Origin of the sequence: Streptomyces sp. NBC_00539 (assembly GCF_036346105.1) — a bacterium.
Classification (GTDB): domain Bacteria; phylum Actinomycetota; class Actinomycetes; order Streptomycetales; family Streptomycetaceae; genus Streptomyces.
The window spans coordinates 2,087,497-2,103,648 of record NZ_CP107811.1 but is presented as its reverse complement, the minus strand read 5'-3'; the positions used below and the strand labels follow the sequence as shown (position 1 = coordinate 2,103,648).

Sequence of the window (16,152 nt, the reverse complement as noted above, 5' to 3'; positions counted from 1 at the left end):
GGCGTCTACCCGGGCGCGGGGCCCTGCGCATTCGTGGGCCGGGGATACGTGGCCGGATAGGGCGGAGCCGTTCGCCACGAGATCTGCCGCCGTGGCGGGCCTCCGCAGCCGTTCCCGACGGTGTTCCCGTACTCCAGGCCGTGTTCGCACGGGACGCAGGCGGCCGGCGGGAGGGAAGGTGCGGGCGAGCTGAGGATCCGGCCGGTGCGCGGATCATCCGTGCAGGCCCGGGGTCGCCACCGGTCGGAAGCGGTCTGAAGAGCGCACGTGCGGGGCTCCGGCCGTCCCCCTTTTCCCACGCCCGTTCCCCCACCCTGCCCCGCCCCGCTTTTCCTGGTGCCCCCGAGGGGGTACGACTGACAGGTAGCACCGACCGGTATTCCGGAAAGTCATCCGACTCGGCGGCGAGGTGAGTCCCCGCATGTCCGCAACACAGCCCAAGGTGACCGAGCGCGAGGCCAGGCAGGTCGCGGAAGCGGCCCGGCAGCAGGACTGGCGCAAGCCCAGCTTCGCCAAGGAACTGTTCCTGGGACGGTTCCGGCTCGACCTGATCCACCCCCACCCGCTTCCCGCCGACGAGGACGTCCGGCGCGGCGAGGCCTTCCTCGCCCGGTTGCGGGACTTCTGCGAGCGCGAGATCGACGGCCCGCGCATCGAGCGCGAGGCGAAGATCCCCGACGAGACCGTGCGCGGCCTCAAGGAGCTCGGCGCCCTCGGGATGAAGATCGACCCCAAGTACGGGGGGCTCGGCCTCACCCAGGTGTACTACAACAAGGCGCTCGCGCTCGTCGGCTCCGTCAGCCCCGCCATCGGGGCGCTCCTGTCCGCCCACCAGTCGATCGGCGTGCCCCAGCCGCTCAAGATGTTCGGCACCCAGGAGCAGAAGGACGCCTACCTGCCCCGCTGTGCCACCAGCGCCATCAGCGCCTTCCTCCTCACCGAGCCCGACGTGGGCTCCGACCCGGCCCGCCTGGCCACCACGGCGGTCCCGGTCACGGAGGACGGGGAGGAGGCGTACGTACTCGACGGGGTGAAGCTCTGGACCACCAACGGGGTCGTGGCCGACCTGCTCGTGGTTATGGCCCGGGTCCCCAAGAGCGAGAACCACCGCGGCGGGATCACCGCCTTCGTCGTGGAGGCCGACTCGCCCGGCATCACCGTCGAGAACCGCAACGCCTTCATGGGCCTGCGCGGTCTGGAGAACGGCGTCACGCGCTTCCACCGCGTACGGGTCCCGGCCGCGCAGCGGATCGGCGCCGAGGGCGCCGGCCTGAAGATCGCGCTCACCACGCTGAACACCGGACGCCTCTCGCTGCCCGCGATGTGCGTCGGCGCCGGGAAGTGGTGCCTCAAGATCGCCCGTGAGTGGTCGGGGGTCCGCGAGCAGTGGGGCCGGCCGGTCGCACGGCACGAGGCGGTGGGCGCGAAGATCTCCTTCATCGCGGCGACCACCTTCGCCCTGGAGGCCGTGGTCGACCTCGCCTCCCAGATGGCCGACGAGGACCGCAACGACATCCGCATCGAAGCCGCCCTCGCCAAGCTCTACGGCTCCGAGATGGCCTGCCTGATGGCCGACGAGCTGGTCCAGATCCGCGGCGGACGCGGCTTCGAGACCGCCGAGTCGCTCGCCGCGCGTGGTGAACGGGCCGTTCCCGCCGAGCAGCTGCTGCGGGACCTGCGCATCAACCGCATCTTCGAGGGCTCGACCGAGATCATGCACCTGCTGATCGCCCGGGAAGCCGTCGACGCCCACCTGTCGGTCGCCGGTGACCTGATCGACCCGGAGAAGGACCTCGGCGACAAGGCCAGGGCAGGAGCCCGCGCCGCCGGGTTCTACGCCCGCTGGCTGCCCCAGCTCGCCACCGGCGCGGGGCAGGTGCCCGGCACCTACCGGGAGTTCCACCCGGCCGGCCACCCCGACCTCGCCACCCACCTGCGGTACGTCGAACGCAGCGCCCGCAAACTCGCCCGGATGACGTTCATGGCGATGGCCCGCTGGCAGGGCCGCATGGAGACCAAGCAGGGCTTCCTCGGCCGTATCGTCGACATCGGGGCGGAACTCTTCGCGATGAGCGCGGCCTGCGTCCGCGCCGAGCACCTGCGGGCCACCGGCGAACACGGCCGCGAGGCCTACCAGCTCGCCGACGCGTTCTGCCGCCAGTCCCGGATCCGCGTCGAGGAACTCTTCGGCCGGCTCTGGTCCAACACCGACGACCTGGACCGCAAGGTCGTCGCGGGAGTCCTCTCCGGCACCTACACCTGGCTGGAGGAGGGCGTCCTCGACCCCTCGGGCGACGGCCCGTGGATCGCGGACGCCACCCCCGGCCCCTCACAGAAGGAAAACGTGCACCGTCCACTGCGCTGACCTGCCATGATCGGCGTGCAGTCAGACTGGTGTACGGGAGCCACGGGTCCCGGACCCGGGAACCGGCACGAGTACGAGGCGGCACAGCGATGGCGACGGCCGAGGAAGACCGCTACAGCCGACGGCTGGCCTGGTGCGTGGCACTGCTGCTGCGCCACGCACCGGACCCGGTCGCGGCCGGGATCCTCGGCCGGCTCGACCCGGCCGCCCGCCGCTACCTGTGCCGGGACGAGCACCTCCCCGCCGGTGCCGTCACCCTGCTGCTACGCGACGGCACCGACGAGGACCGCCGCCACGTCGCCCGCAACCCGCACGTGCTCGGCCGCCCCCTGCCCGGCCTGCCCGGGCCCGCCCGCTACCGGCGCCGTCCCGGGCCCTCGCCGCGCCTCCTCGCCACCCTCGGCGCCGAACTGGGCCACACCCCCACGGCGCCCGGGGAGCCCGGACCGCCACTGAGCAGCGCGGAACTGATCGCCCTGCTGCGCCGCCACGGCAGCCGCCGCCCACGGATACCGCTCGACGTGCTGACCCTGCCGTACGAGCTCGACCCGGACACCCTGCTGCGCGAGCACTCCCGCGCCCCGCTCCCGCCCGGCTCGGTCGAGGCGCTGCTCCTGGTGGCCGGGCTGGACCGGGCGGCCGTCCTCGCCCTGCTCGACACCCGCGCGCAGGACACGTACGGGCCCCACTGGCACCGCCCCGCCGTCCGGGCCGTCCGCACCGGAACCCTGACCTTCGACGAACTCGCGGCGGCCGTCGCACCCGCCCACCGGACCCTGCTGCTCGGACAGGCCCACGCGATCGGGCGCTTCGCCTGGAACCTCGCCGAGTGGGCCGGGATGCGGGCCGCCCTGGTCCGCGTCCTGCACCCGGTGCTCGGCGACGACCCCGGCCTGTGGACGCAACTGCGCCGCAGCGCCCCCGGTTTCGCCGGCACCCTCCCCGAGCTGGCGGCGGCCGTGGCCCGCGGCGGCGCGCCGACGCACCCCGGGCCCGCGCCGGAGGGCCTCGCCGAAGCCGTCGACGCCCTCGCGCCGGGCGCCGTACGGGAACCCGAGCCCAGCGTGGACCGGGAGCTGGCCCTCGCCAGCCTGGCGGTGCCCAACGCGATGGGCGACCTCCACGAGGACATCCGCTGGGTCCGCGCCTGTCTGGACTCGGGCCTGCTCACGGGCGCCGACGTACTGCGGCACAAGGCCCCCGCCGCCTGGGCCCTGGACGAGGACCACTGGCTCGGCGACGACGACTACCCCGACCGGCACGATCGGCCGGCGGCCGTGCTCGCCTCCCGCGCCGAGGCCGGCCGGCTGCTCACGGCGGCCCTCGGCGCCGACGCCGGAGCGTGGTGGCGGGCCGCCCTGACGCTCCCCGACTTCGTCGGGACCCTCCCGGAGTTGCTGGCCGGTGTCGTTCAGGGGGACTCCGTGTCCAACCGCTCCTGAGTTGCGGCAACAATGGGGGGCATGACCGACAGCCCAGCCCCCCTGGCCGACCCGCACCTCCTCTTCGACCCCGCGGTCGGCCGCCGGGACATCGTCATCCTCGGCTCCACCGGCTCCATCGGCACCCAGGCCATCGACCTCGCCCTGCGCAACCCGGACCGCTTCCGGGTCACGGCGCTCTCCGCCGCCGGCGGCCGCGTCGCACTGCTGGCCGAGCAGGCCCGGAGGCTGCGGGTCCAGGCGGTCGCGGTGGCCGACGAGGACGCCGTCCCCGCGCTGAAAGAGGCGCTGGGCGCCCAGTACGGCGGGTCCGAGCCGCTGCCCGAGCTCCTGGCCGGGCCGGACGCGGCAGCCGCGCTCGCCGCTTCCCCGTGCCACACCGTCCTCAACGGCATCACCGGTTCCATCGGCCTGGCGCCCACCCTCGCCGCGCTGCGTGCGGGCCGGACCCTGGCCCTGGCCAACAAGGAGTCGCTGATCGTCGGCGGCCCGCTGGTCAAGGCCCTCGCGAGGCCGGGCCAGATCATCCCGGTGGACTCCGAGCACGCCGCGCTCTTCCAGGCGCTGGCCGCCGGGACCCGGGCCGATGTCCGCAAGCTCGTGGTCACGGCCTCGGGCGGCCCCTTCCGCGGCCGTACCCGCGCCGATCTGGCGAAGGTCACCGTCGAGGACGCCCTCGCCCACCCGACCTGGGCGATGGGCCCGGTGATCACCGTCAACTCGGCGACGCTGGTCAACAAGGGGCTGGAGGTCATCGAGGCGCACCTGCTCTACGACATCCCCTTCGACCGCATCGAGGTCGTGGTCCACCCCCAGTCGTACGTCCACTCGATGGTCGAGTTCACCGACGGTTCGACCCTGGCCCAGGCCACCCCGCCCGACATGCGCGGCCCGATCGCGATCGGCCTCGGCTGGCCCGAGCGGATCCCCGACGCGGCCCCCGCCTTCGACTGGACCAAGGCGATGGGCTGGGAGTTCTTCCCGCTGGACACCGAGGCCTTCCCGGCGGTCGGCCTGGCCCGCCACGTCGGTACCCTCGGCTCCACCGCGCCCGCCGTGTTCAATGCGGCGAACGAGGAGTGCGTGGCGGCCTTCCTGGCCGGTCGGCTGCCGTTCACAGCAATCATGGATACGGTCTCTGCCGTGGTCGATGAGCACGGAACGCCGGACGCGGGAACTTCCCTCACCGTCCGGGACGTCCTTGAAGCGGAGACCTGGGCCAGGGCCCGGGCACGGGAGATGGCGGCACGGGCCGCCGTGGAGGCACGCGCATGACGATCTTGCTGACCTTGATCGGTGTGGTCGTCTTCGTGTTCGGCCTGCTGTTCTCCATCGCCTGGCACGAGCTCGGCCACCTCTCGACGGCCAAGCTCTTCGGCATCCGCGTGCCCCAGTACATGGTCGGCTTCGGCCGCACCGTCTGGTCCCGCAAGAAGGGCGAGACGGAGTACGGCATCAAGGCCATCCCGATGGGCGGCTACATCCGCATGATCGGGATGTTCCCGCCCGGCGAGGACGGCAAGGTCACCGCCCGTTCGACCTCCCCGTTCCGCTCGATGATCGAGGACGCGCGCTCGGCCGCGTACGAGGAACTCCAGCCCGGGGACGAGAGCCGGCTGTTCTACACGCGCAAGCCCTGGAAGCGCGTGATCGTCATGTTCGCCGGGCCGTTCATGAACCTCGTCCTGGCGCTGGCGATCTTCTTCGGGCTGTGGATGACCTTCGGCGTCAACCAGACCACCACCCAGGTGGCGTCCGTCTCGCCCTGTGTCATCCAGCAGAGCGAGAAGCGCGAGGTCTGCAAGGACGGGGACCCGGTCGCCCCCGCCAAGAAGGCGGGCCTCCAGACGGGCGACAAGATCGTGGCCTTCGACGGCAAGCGGGTGACCGACTGGTCCGTGCTCCAGAAGAAGATCCGCGACACCGTCGGCCCGGCCACCGTCACCGTCGTGCGGGACGGGCACGAGCTGACCCTGCGGGCGACGCTCATCGAGAACAAGGTCGCCAAGACCGACGGTCACGGCGGGTACGTCAAGGGCCAGTACGTGACGGCCGGCTGGCTCGGCTTCGGCCCCAAGGAAGTGATCGCGCCGCTCACCTTCGGCGAGTCCGTGGACCACATGGGCGACGTCGCGCAGAGCAGCGTGCAGGGCCTCCTGCGGCTGCCCGAGAAGATCCCCGCCCTGTGGGACGCGGCCTTCAACGGCGCCGAACGGCAGCCCGACTCCCCGATGGGCATCGTCGGCGCCGCCCGCATCAGCGGTGAGATCGCCACCCTCGACATCCCCGGCGAGCAGCGCCTCGCCACGATGCTGAGCGTCCTCGGGATGTTCAACCTCTCGCTGTTCCTGTTCAACATGCTGCCGCTGCTGCCGCTGGACGGCGGCCACATCGCCGGCGCCCTGTGGGAGTCCGTGCGGCGGGGCGTCGCCCGCGTCTTCCGGCGCGCCGACCCCGGCCCGTTCGACGTGGCGAAGCTGATGCCCGCCGCGTACGTCGTCGCCGGACTGTTCGTCTGCTTCACGCTGCTGGTGCTCGTGGCCGACGTGGTCAACCCGATCAAGATCAGCTAGCGCGCGCCCGCCGCGCGGGCACACCTGCGGAGCCGGGCACACACCGTGCCCGGCTCCCCGCGTTCGGGTGGCGCGGACCCCTGCGATGCGTGGGTCACCCGCGCCTTGGCGTAATCTCGAAGCCTGGAGCCCGCCGATCTCGGGACCTTGAACCACACCTTGGGGTTGCACAGCAGATGACTGCCATCTCTCTCGGAATGCCGTCCGTGCCGACGAAGCTTGCCGACCGCCGGGTCAGCCGCAAGATCCAGGTCGGCTCCGTGGCCGTCGGCGGCGACGCACCCATCTCGGTGCAGTCCATGACCACGACCCGCACCTCCGACATCGGCGCCACGCTCCAGCAGATCGCCGAGCTGACCGCCTCCGGCTGCAACATCGTCCGCGTGGCCTGCCCCACGCAGGACGACGCCGACGCACTCGCGACGATCGCCAAGAAGTCCCAGATCCCGGTGATCGCCGACATCCACTTCCAGCCGAAGTACGTGTTCGCGGCCATCGACGCCGGCTGCGCGGCCGTCCGCGTCAACCCCGGCAACATCAAGCAGTTCGACGACAAGGTCAAGGAGATCGCGCGGGCCGCCAACGAGACCCGCACCCCGATCCGGATCGGCGTCAACGCGGGCTCGCTCGACGCCCGGCTGCTCAAGAAGTACGGCAAGGCCACCCCCGAGGCGCTGGTCGAGTCCGCGCTGTGGGAGGCCTCCCTCTTCGAGGAGCACGGTTTCAGCGACATCAAGATCTCGGTCAAGCACAACGACCCGGTCGTCATGGTCAACGCCTACCGCCAGCTCGCCGCCGCGTGCGACTACCCGCTGCACCTGGGCGTCACCGAGGCCGGCCCCGCCTTCCAGGGCACCATCAAGTCCGCCGTCGCCTTCGGCGCGCTGCTCTCCGAGGGCATCGGCGACACCATCCGCGTCTCGCTCTCCGCGCCGCCGGTCGAGGAGGTCAAGGTCGGCATCCAGATCCTGGAGTCGCTGAACCTCAAGCCCCGCCGCCTGGAGATCGTCTCCTGCCCCTCCTGCGGCCGCGCCCAGGTCGACGTGTACAAGCTGGCCGAGGAGGTCACCGCGGGCCTGGAGGGCATGGAGGTCCCGCTGCGCGTCGCGGTCATGGGCTGCGTCGTGAACGGCCCCGGCGAGGCCCGTGAGGCCGACCTCGGTGTCGCCTCCGGCAACGGCAAGGGCCAGATCTTCGTCAAGGGCGAGGTCATCAAGACCGTCCCCGAGTCGAAGATCGTGGAGACGCTCATCGAAGAGGCCATGAAGATCGCCGAGCAGATGGAGAAGGACGGCATCCCCTCCGGCGAGCCCACCGTCGCCATCGGCGTCTGAGGCACCCCGGGGCACCTCGCGGTTTCCCGCCGTCCCCCGCCCGCGTCCCCGTCCCCGCCCCCGCTGCAGGGGGGGCGGGGACGGGGTTTTTCGTGACCTGTGGGACCGGGCATCCCCGAGCGGCGCCGGGTACAGTGCGGAGATCAGCAGACTTGCACGGTGAGGCCCCCAGTGTTGACGCAGACCACCACCCGGGTCCTTGAACCCGGTGATCTCGACCTGGCGCTCGAAGTCCTCGGACGCGAGCCGGTCGAGAACGCCTTCGTCACCTCCCGGGTCCAGGTCGCAGGCCTCGACCCCTGGCGCCTGGGCGGCGAGATGTGGGGCTGGTACCGCGACGGCGAGCTGCGTTCCCTCTGCTACGCGGGCGCCAACCTCGTCCCCGTCTGCGCCGGCCCCGACGCCGTTCGCGCCTTCGCCGACCGGGCCCGCCGCACCGGCCGCCGCTGTTCCTCCATCGTCGGCCCCGCCGAAGCCACCCGGCTGCTGTGGCGCCTCCTGGAGCCCAGCTGGGGACCCGCCCGCGACGTCCGTTCCCACCAGCCCCTGATGATCACCGAACAGTCGTCCGCCGAGGTGCGGCCCGACCCCCTGGTCCGCCGCGTCCGCAAGGACGAGATGGACCTGATCATGCCCGCCTGCGTGGCCATGTTCACCGAAGAGGTCGGCATCTCCCCGCTCGCCGGGGACGGCGGACTGCTCTACCAGGCCCGCGTCGCGGAACTCGTCGGCACCGGCCGCTCCTTCGCCCGCGTCGACGACGGCAGGGTCGTCTTCAAGGCCGAGATCGGCGCGGCCACCCCGCGCGCCTGCCAGATCCAGGGCGTGTGGGTCGACCCCGAGTTCCGCGGACGCGGGCACTCCGAGGCGGGGATGGCCGCCGTCGTGGAGTACGCGCTGCGCGACGTGGCCCCGGTGGTCAGCCTCTACGTCAACGACTACAACACCGCCGCGCGGGCGGCCTACCGGCGCGTGGGCTTCCGTGAGGTCGGCGCCTTCATGAGCGTGCTCTTCTGACCCGTCAGCCTGCTCTTGCGACCCGTCGGGGAGTGCTCCTGCGCGCCGCCCGGGGGCCACAAGACCCGGCGCCGGCCCCGTACCCCTCGCCGCTACCGCCGAGTAAGGTCACCGCATGATGCCTACCCCCGAAGGCGACGGCCCCCACCGGCCCGCCGGACTCCGCATCGGCCCCCTCGACCTCGCCGGCCGCGTGGACGAGGCCCTGCGCGTGCAGGCCGTCGCCTTCGGGCTCAGCGACGAGGAAGTCGGCATCCGGCGCTACATCGTCCAGCGCCACATGACCTGCCCGGGAGCCCGCGCGCTCGGCGCGTACACCGACGACGGCGCGCTCGCCGGCTTCGTCTACGGCATGCCGAACGACCGCGACCACTGGTGGTCCACCGTCGTCGAGCCCTACCTGCGCGCCGGTGACAACGAGGGCTGGCTCGACGGCTCCTTCGTCATCACCGAACTGCACGTGCACCCCGGCTTCCAGGGCCACGGCGTCGGCCGGGAGCTGATCACCAGGATCACGGACGCCGCCGCCGAACCCCGCTCCATCCTGTCCGCCATCGACACCGACAGCCCGGCCCGCGCCCTGTACCGCGCGCTGGGCTACACCGACCTGGCCCGCCGCGTGTACTTCCCGAGCGCGAGCCTCCCGTACGCCGTGATGGGCGCCCCGCTGCCGCTGCGCAGGCCCGGAATGCGGTGACCGACCCGGGGGGTGCCTCGGTAGGCTCGCTCCATGTCAACGCAACACGTGCAGCGCATGTCCCGCCTCCTGGCCAAGACCCTCCGCGAAGACCCGGCCGACGCGGAGACCCTCAGCCACCGCCTCCTCGTCCGCGCGGGCTACGTCCGGCGCAGCTCCGCCGGCGTGTGGACCTGGCTGCCGCTCGGCAAGCGGGTCCTGGAGAACGTCTCCCGCATCGTCCGCGAGGAGATGGACGCCATCGGGGCGCAGGAGGTGCTGCTGCCGGCGCTGCTGCCGAGGGAGCCCTACGAGGTGAGCGGCCGCTGGTCGGAGTACGGGGACCTGCTCTTCCGGCTCAAGGACCGCAAGGGCGCGGACTACCTGCTCGGGCCCACCCACGAGGAGATCTTCACCCTGCTCGTGAAGGACCAGTGCACGTCCTACAAGGACCTGCCGGTCATGCTCTACCAGATCCAGACCAAGTACCGCGACGAGGCCCGGCCGCGCTCCGGCGTGCTGCGGGGCCGCGAGTTCCAGATGAAGGACTCGTACTCCTTCGACGTCAGCGACGAGGGGCTCGCGCAGTCGTACGCCCTCCACCGCGCCGCCTACCAGCGGATCTTCGAGCGGCTCGGCCTGGACCACCGCATCGTCTCGGCGGTCTCCGGCGCGATGGGCGGCTCGGCGTCCGAGGAGTTCCTCGCGCCTGCGGCCGCGGGGGAGGACACCTTCGCGGACTGCCCCTCCTGCGACTACGCGGCCAACACCGAGGCGGTGACCTTCGCCCTGACCCCGGTGGAGGCGCAGCACGGCCCGCTGGAGGAGATCCCCACCCCCGACACCCCGACCATCGAGACGCTGGCGGCGCACCTGGGCGTGCCCGCCTCGGCCACGCTCAAGAACCTCCTCGTCAAGGTGGACGGCGAGATCGTCGCCGTCGGCGTGCCCGGCGACCGGGAAGTGGACCTGGGCAAGCTCGGCGAGCACCTCGCCCCGGCCGTCGTGGAGTTGGTGACGGCGGAGGACTTCACCGACCGCCCCGACCTGGTACGCGGCTACGTGGGCCCGCAGGGCCTGGAGAAGGTGCGCTACCTGGCCGACCCCCGTGTCGCGCCCGGGACTTCCTGGGTGACGGGCGCCAACAAGCCGGACACGCACGCCCGTAACGTGGTCTGCGGGCGGGACTTCGAAGTCGACCGGTACCTGGACGTCGTGGTGGTCGAGCCGGGTGACCCCTGCCCGGCCTGCGGGAGCGGACTCACCCTGGACCGGGCGATCGAGATCGGGCACATCTTCCAGCTGGGCCGCAAGTACGCAGACGCCTTCGGGCTCGACGTGCTCGGCCGCGAGGGCAAGCCGGTGCGGGTGACCATGGGCTCCTACGGGATCGGCGTCTCCCGCGTGGTCGCCGCGCTGGCCGAGCAGACCGCCGACGAGCGGGGGCTGTGCTGGCCGTCTTCGGTCGCCCCCGCCGACGTCCACGTGGTGGCGGCGGGCAAGGCCGTTCCGCTGGCACTGGCCGAATCGGCGGCCACGGCCCTGGCGGAGGCCGGCCGCCGCGTGCTGCTGGACGACCGGCCCGGCCTGTCGCCCGGCGTCAAGCTCACGGACGCGGAGCTGATCGGCGTGCCGTGGATCCTGGTCGCGGGACGCCGCTCCGCCGACGGCGTGGTCGAGCTCCAGGACCGCGCCACCGGCACCCGCGAGGAACTCCCCCTCGCCGAAGCCCTGGCACGCCTGGCCTGAGCCGGTCCGGGCGGCCCGGGGGAACGGGCCGCACCGGCGGACCCGGTGCGGCGCAGGGCCCGGCCCCGCGCAGGACGTTCCGGGCGGCCCCTGCGGACGGCGTGCTCCTGCCCCGGCAGCGGCGGCACCTGCGGGTGGCCGCGGGCAGCCGCGGACGGGAGACGACCCTCCGCACCCCCCGTCAGGCGTCGGGTTCGTCCGGCGCCGACGGCGGGGGCACGGGGTCGCCGGGAGGCAGGACGGGGTCCGGGTCCGGCGAGCCGTTCACGCGGTCGGAGCCGGGCCCGGGTGCCGGGGGTTCCTGCGGGTCCGGGCGCTCCGGCGAGCCGTTCACACGGTCGGCGGCGGACCCGGCCGCCAGGGCCTGCGGCGGGTCCGCGTCCTTCACGGGCCGCGCCGGGCGGGGTGCCGGCGGGGGTGCGGCGGCGTCCGGCGGCGCCGGGGCGGCGCGTTCGAGGAAGCGGAGCAGCTCCACCGGGAAGGGCAGCACCAGCGTCGAGTTCTTCTCCGCGGCCACCGCCACCACCGTCTGGAGCAGCCGCAGCTGGAGCGCCGCGGGCTGCTCCGACATCACCTCGGCGGCCTCGGCCAGCTTCTTCGACGCCTGCAGTTCGGCGTCCGCGTTGATGACCCGCGCCCGGCGCTCCCGGTCCGCCTCCGCCTGCCGCGCCATCGACCGCTTCATGGTCTCCGGCAGGGAGACGTCCTTGATCTCCACCCGGTCGATCTGCACGCCCCACCCGACCGCCGGACTGTCGATCATCAGCTCCAGGCCCTGGTTGAGCTGCTCCCGGTTCGACAGCAGATCGTCCAGGTCCGACTTGCCGATGATCGACCGCAGCGAGGTCTGCGCCATCTGCGAGACCGCGAAACGGTAGTCCTCGACCTCGATGATCGCGCTGGCCGCGTCGACGACCTTGAAGTACACGACCGCGTCCACCCGCACCGTGACGTTGTCCCGCGTGATGCCCTCCTGCGCGGGCACCGGCATCGTCACGATCTGCATGTTCACCTTGCGCAGCCGGTCGACGCCCGGGACGATCATGGTGAAGCCCGGGCCGCGGACGCCCTCACGCAGCCGGCCGAAGCGGAAGACCACGCCCCGCTCGTACTGCCTGACCACCCGCGCGGCGGCGGCCGAGACCGCGGCGGCGCCCAGGCCGGCCGCGATGATCGCTGTCAGCAGTTCCTGGACCATGACGGCCTCCCTGCGGACACATCCTGATATCTACGGTATGCCCTACAGCCAGGCCGCGAATTCCAGCAACAGCTCGGCGTCGCGCCGTCGTCCGGCCGCCAGCGCCCGGTTCCCGGACTCCACCGCGCGGAAGACCGTCCAGCCGCGCAGCCGGTCCCGGTCCACGTCCAGCGCATCCGCCAGCTTGTTCACCCGGCGCCGGGCACCCGAGGCTCCCGCTGAGGAGGCGACCTGGTCCTCCAGCCGGTCCCGTACCAGCCGGGCCAGGTCGTACGCCCGCTCCCCGACCAGCGGATCCGGGCCCACCGTCAGCCACGGCGCCCGCTCGCCCGCCAGTACCTTGCCCTGCCGGAAGTTGCCGTGCAGCAGCAGCTCCTCGGCGGGGGCGGCCGTCAGCTCCTCCCGGACCGCGAGGGCTTCGGCCGCCAGCGCCTCCGTCTCGGGCGGGGCCTTGCGCAGCGCCTCGGCCTGGCGGGCGGTGCGCTGAGCCACCGTCTCCCAGCCGTGCCCGGCGCCCGGCGCCACCCACAGCCGGCGCAGGGTGCCGCAGGCCTCCAGCAGGGCCTTCGCCTCCGGGAGCGAGCGCAGCGACACCTCCGGGTGCAGCCGCTCCAGCAGCAGCCCGCCGTCCTGCTCGTGGTGGCGGGAGTCGAGGATCCGGACCGCGCCGAAGCCGCCCCAGTGCGCGAGCGCCGCGAGTTCGAGGTCCGGCCGGGCCGCGGGCGGGGCGAGCTTCAAAGCCGCCGGAGTCCCGTCGGAGTACCGCACGAGGACCACGAGGCTGCTGCGTCCGCCGGGTGCCTGCACCCGCTGGGCCGCCACCCCGCGCCGGGTCATCGCCTCCTCGGCGAGCCGCGGCAGCCGCTCCAGCCAGTCGGCGTCCCGCGCCGGTTCCGGCGTCTCGCCGAGCGCCCGTACAAGCCGCTGCGGCGGTTCGAAAGCCATGCGTGCGTGATCCCTTTCAGCCGGTCTGGGCGCGGTCCGCGCGTTCGGCGAGCCCAGGGAAGGCTACGCCGCCGCCGCGCCACCGTGCCGCCCGCACCGCGGCGGCGCTCAGCGCGTCGGCCGCCTCGCGGCGCAGCGGGCCGTCCGCGGCCCGCACCAGATCGGAGTAGGCGCCCGCGACGCGCTCCTCGATCTCGGCGGCCAGCCGCTCGGCGTCGGCCGGGCCGCGCACCTCGTACGGAAGCGCGTACGCGGCCTCCGCGGCCCGCGGGGCCCCGCCCATCTCCCGCACCGTCCGGGTCAGCGCGTCACGCCGCGCGAGGTGGTTCCCGTACGCCTCCCGGGCCTCGGCCGCCCGCTCCGGCGAGGTGCGCGCGCCGATCACCCCGTAGCCGTACGCGGCGGCGTGTTCGGCGGCCAGCGCCGACTGCGCGGCTTCCAGCGGACGGCTCGCGGGGGAGGGCGAGGGCTTCACGAGGCGGCTCCGGGGGTGGTCGAGGTCAGCAGGTACGCGTGGACGGCCCCGCAGGCCGCCACCGAGGCCAGCAGCCGGGCCAGCTCCCCCGGCGCGCCCGCCAGCGCGATGGTCCGTGCCTCGGACAGGCTCCGCTCGGTGTCAGCGAGCTCCGTCAGCGCCTCGGCCGCCGTCGCCGGTACGGGCGCGGAGCGCGGCGCCGGGGTCCCGGCCGAGGGGGCCGAACCGGAGGACGAGGCGGAGGGGGCGCCGGCCCCGGCCGGGGGAGCGGACCCGGAAACGGCCAGCGCCGCGTGGTGCGCCGCGACGGCCGCGCGCAGCGGCGCGAGCCGCCCCGCCAGGTCCGGATGGGCGGCGGTGGTGGCGTCGTAACGTTCCAGCAGCCGCTCCGTGTCACGTACGGCGTTCTCCCGCATCCGCCGTTCGAGTGGAATCCCGTTGTCCTCGGGGTTCGCGCCGCTTTCGCCCGTGCATCCGGTGAGCAGCGCGGCCCCGGCCGCCCCGGCGGCTCCGGCGAGCACGCTGCGTCGTGAGGGCCCGTGGGGCGCTGCGGGCAACGAAGGCATGGTCCAGGGCACGGCGACGACCTCCGGAGGTGCTGGCGGGGCAGGGTGTGATCACCGTACCCGGGGCCCCCGCCGGGCGCGCGGACGGCAACACCCTCCGCGACCGGATACCCTTTGACCTGACACGCGACGGAAAACCACAACAGCACACGCGGCCGAGGAGTCACCCGGATGAGCACCACCCAGAGCGACAGGCTGCGCGGGCTGCTGGAGCCGCTCGTCGCCGCCAAGGGCCTGGACCTCGAAGAGATCGAGCTGTCGAAGGCGGGCAAGCGACGGATGCTGCGGGTCATCGTGGATTCCGACGAGGGCGTGGAGCTGGACGCATGCGCCGAGCTGAGCCGTGAGGTCTCCGACCTGCTCGACCAATCCGACGTGATGGGCGACGACGAGTACGTCCTCGAAGTGAGCTCTCCGGGCGCCGACCGTCCGTTGACCGAGCACCGTCACTACGTCCGGGCAACCGGCCGTCTCGTGAAGTTCCAGCTTGCAGAGGGCGGCGAACTGGTCGCCCGCATCCTCGACGTCGACGACGAGGGCATGGACCTCGAAGTTCCGGGCGTGAAGGGCCGCAAGGCGACCGCCCGCCGCATCGCGTTCACCGACATCGCCAAGGCGCGTGTCGAGATCGAGTTCAACCGCAAGGACAAGAAGGAAGAGGAGGCGTAGCCGTGGACATCGACATGAGTGCCCTGCGGGGTCTGGTCCGGGAGAAGGAGATCTCCTTCGACCTGCTCGTCGAGGCGATCGAGTCGGCCCTCCTCATCGCGTACCACCGCACCGAGGGCAGCTACCGGCGTGCCCGCGTCGTGCTCGACCGCAGCAACGGTCACGTGGTCGTGTGGGCGACGGAAGACCCGAGGGATCTCGAAGAGGGCCAGGAGCCCAAGGAGTTCGACGACACCCCGTCGGACTTCGGCCGGATCGCCGCGACGACCGCCAAGCAGGTGATCCTCCAGCGTCTGCGCGACGCCGAGGACGACCTGACCTTCGGCGAGTTCGCCGGCCGTGAGGGCGACGTCATCACCGGAGTGGTGCAGCAGGGCAAGGACCCCAAGAACGTCCTCGTCGACATCGGCAAGCTGGAGGCCATCCTGCCCGTGCAGGAGCAGGTCCCGGGCGAGGAGTACACGCACGGCCTGCGCCTCAAGGCGTACGTCGTCCGTGTGGCGAAGGGCGTCCGCGGCCCCTCGGTGACGCTGTCGCGCACCCACCCCAACCTGGTGAAGAAGCTGTTCGCGCTGGAGGTCCCGGAGATCGCCGACGGCAGCGTCGAGATCTCGGCGATCGCCCGCGAGGCCGGTCACCGCACCAAGATCGCCGTCCGCTCCACCCGCTCCGGCCTGAACCCGAAGGGTGCCTGCATCGGCCCGATGGGCAGCCGCGTGCGCAACGTGATGGCGGAGCTGCACGGCGAGAAGATCGACATCGTGGACTGGTCGGACGACCCGGCCGAGATGGTCGCGAACGCCCTCTCACCCGCCCGGGTGAGCGCGGTCGACGTCGTCGACTGGGACTCCCGCTCCGCACGGGTGACCGTGCCCGACTACCAGCTGTCGCTCGCGATCGGCAAGGAGGGCCAGAACGCCCGCCTCGCCGCGCGGCTCACCGGCTGGCGCATCGACATCCGCCCCGACACCGAGGAGCCCGCGGACCGGGACGCCGACCGCGACGGCCGCGGCGCCCGTGACGGTGAGCACGCCGAGCGGCGCGGGGAATAAAACCATTACCGGCCGGTGCTCACCGGCCGGTAGACAGGGACCCCGGGAACCGGGGTCCCCGGCACGCGGGAGCTGCTCCGGGTCCGCCCGG

The 16,152-nt window shown here is 72.9% G+C and carries 14 protein-coding genes; 10 read left to right on the top strand and 4 right to left on the bottom strand.

Going from position 1 to position 16,152, the window contains the following annotated elements; genetic code table 11:
* Nucleotides 1-421: 421 nt before the first annotated feature.
* The 8 genes from OG861_RS09030 to OG861_RS08995 all read left to right on the top strand — a co-directional run bounded on the left by OG861_RS09030 (nt 422) and on the right by OG861_RS08995 (nt 11,156).
* A complete protein-coding gene (locus OG861_RS09030) occupies nt 422-2,365 on the top strand; it encodes an acyl-CoA dehydrogenase family protein (RefSeq protein WP_329198764.1) in 1,944 nt (647 codons plus the stop codon).
* 89 nt (nt 2,366-2,454) lie between these two features.
* Complete coding sequence (locus OG861_RS09025) at nt 2,455-3,807, top strand: hypothetical protein (protein WP_329198766.1); 1,353 nt, start codon at nt 2,455-2,457, stop codon at nt 3,805-3,807.
* 21 nt (nt 3,808-3,828) lie between these two features.
* Nucleotides 3,829-5,082, top strand: coding sequence for a 1-deoxy-D-xylulose-5-phosphate reductoisomerase (gene dxr / locus OG861_RS09020; RefSeq protein ID WP_329198768.1), 1,254 nt, complete (start codon nt 3,829-3,831; stop codon nt 5,080-5,082).
* On the top strand, nt 5,079-6,380 hold the full coding sequence (locus OG861_RS09015; protein ID WP_329198770.1) for a M50 family metallopeptidase: 1,302 nt from the start codon (nt 5,079-5,081) through the stop codon (nt 6,378-6,380). Before dxr ends, OG861_RS09015 begins: the two co-directional genes overlap by 4 nt.
* 176 nt (nt 6,381-6,556) lie before the next feature.
* Nucleotides 6,557-7,714: a flavodoxin-dependent (E)-4-hydroxy-3-methylbut-2-enyl-diphosphate synthase gene (gene ispG, locus OG861_RS09010; protein ID WP_190186818.1), complete on the top strand. Its 1,158-nt coding sequence runs from the start codon at nt 6,557-6,559 to the stop codon at nt 7,712-7,714.
* 174 nt (nt 7,715-7,888) lie between these two features.
* Entirely contained in the window at nt 7,889-8,731 is an 843-nt protein-coding gene (locus tag OG861_RS09005; RefSeq protein ID WP_329202488.1) for a GNAT family N-acetyltransferase, read from the top strand.
* 118 nt (nt 8,732-8,849) lie between these two features.
* A complete protein-coding gene (locus tag OG861_RS09000; RefSeq protein ID WP_329202490.1) occupies nt 8,850-9,428 on the top strand; it encodes a GNAT family N-acetyltransferase in 579 nt (192 codons plus the stop codon).
* A gap of 33 nt (nt 9,429-9,461) precedes the next feature.
* Complete coding sequence (locus tag OG861_RS08995) at nt 9,462-11,156, top strand: proline--tRNA ligase (protein ID WP_329198773.1); 1,695 nt, start codon at nt 9,462-9,464, stop codon at nt 11,154-11,156.
* A gap of 181 nt (nt 11,157-11,337) precedes the next feature.
* Here OG861_RS08995 and OG861_RS08990 read toward each other — a convergent pair whose 3' ends face one another.
* From OG861_RS08990 to OG861_RS08975, 4 genes are read right to left on the bottom strand one after another with little or no spacing between them, the layout of a single operon-like run.
* Nucleotides 11,338-12,354: a slipin family protein gene (locus OG861_RS08990; RefSeq protein ID WP_329198775.1), complete on the bottom strand. Its 1,017-nt coding sequence runs from the start codon at nt 12,352-12,354 to the stop codon at nt 11,338-11,340.
* A gap of 42 nt (nt 12,355-12,396) precedes the next feature.
* Nucleotides 12,397-13,299: an aminoglycoside phosphotransferase family protein gene (locus OG861_RS08985; RefSeq protein WP_329198776.1), complete on the bottom strand. Its 903-nt coding sequence runs from the start codon at nt 13,297-13,299 to the stop codon at nt 12,397-12,399.
* Nucleotides 13,300-13,315: 16 nt separating this feature from the next.
* Nucleotides 13,316-13,774: a ferritin-like domain-containing protein gene (locus OG861_RS08980; RefSeq protein ID WP_329198779.1), complete on the bottom strand. Its 459-nt coding sequence runs from the start codon at nt 13,772-13,774 to the stop codon at nt 13,316-13,318.
* Entirely contained in the window at nt 13,771-14,340 is a 570-nt protein-coding gene (locus OG861_RS08975) for a hypothetical protein (protein ID WP_329198780.1), read from the bottom strand. Before OG861_RS08975 ends, OG861_RS08980 begins: the two co-directional genes overlap by 4 nt.
* A 171-nt stretch (nt 14,341-14,511) precedes the next feature.
* Here OG861_RS08975 and rimP point away from each other — a divergent pair, with 171 nt between their 5' ends.
* Both rimP and nusA read left to right on the top strand, forming a co-directional pair.
* On the top strand, nt 14,512-15,009 hold the full coding sequence (gene rimP / locus OG861_RS08970; RefSeq protein WP_329198782.1) for a ribosome maturation factor RimP: 498 nt from the start codon (nt 14,512-14,514) through the stop codon (nt 15,007-15,009).
* Nucleotides 15,010-15,011: 2 nt separating this feature from the next.
* Nucleotides 15,012-16,061 (top strand): transcription termination factor NusA, encoded by a 1,050-nt coding sequence (nusA, locus tag OG861_RS08965; RefSeq protein WP_329198783.1) that lies wholly within the window; start codon nt 15,012-15,014, stop codon nt 16,059-16,061.
* The last annotated feature ends 91 nt before the right edge of the window (nt 16,062-16,152 follow it).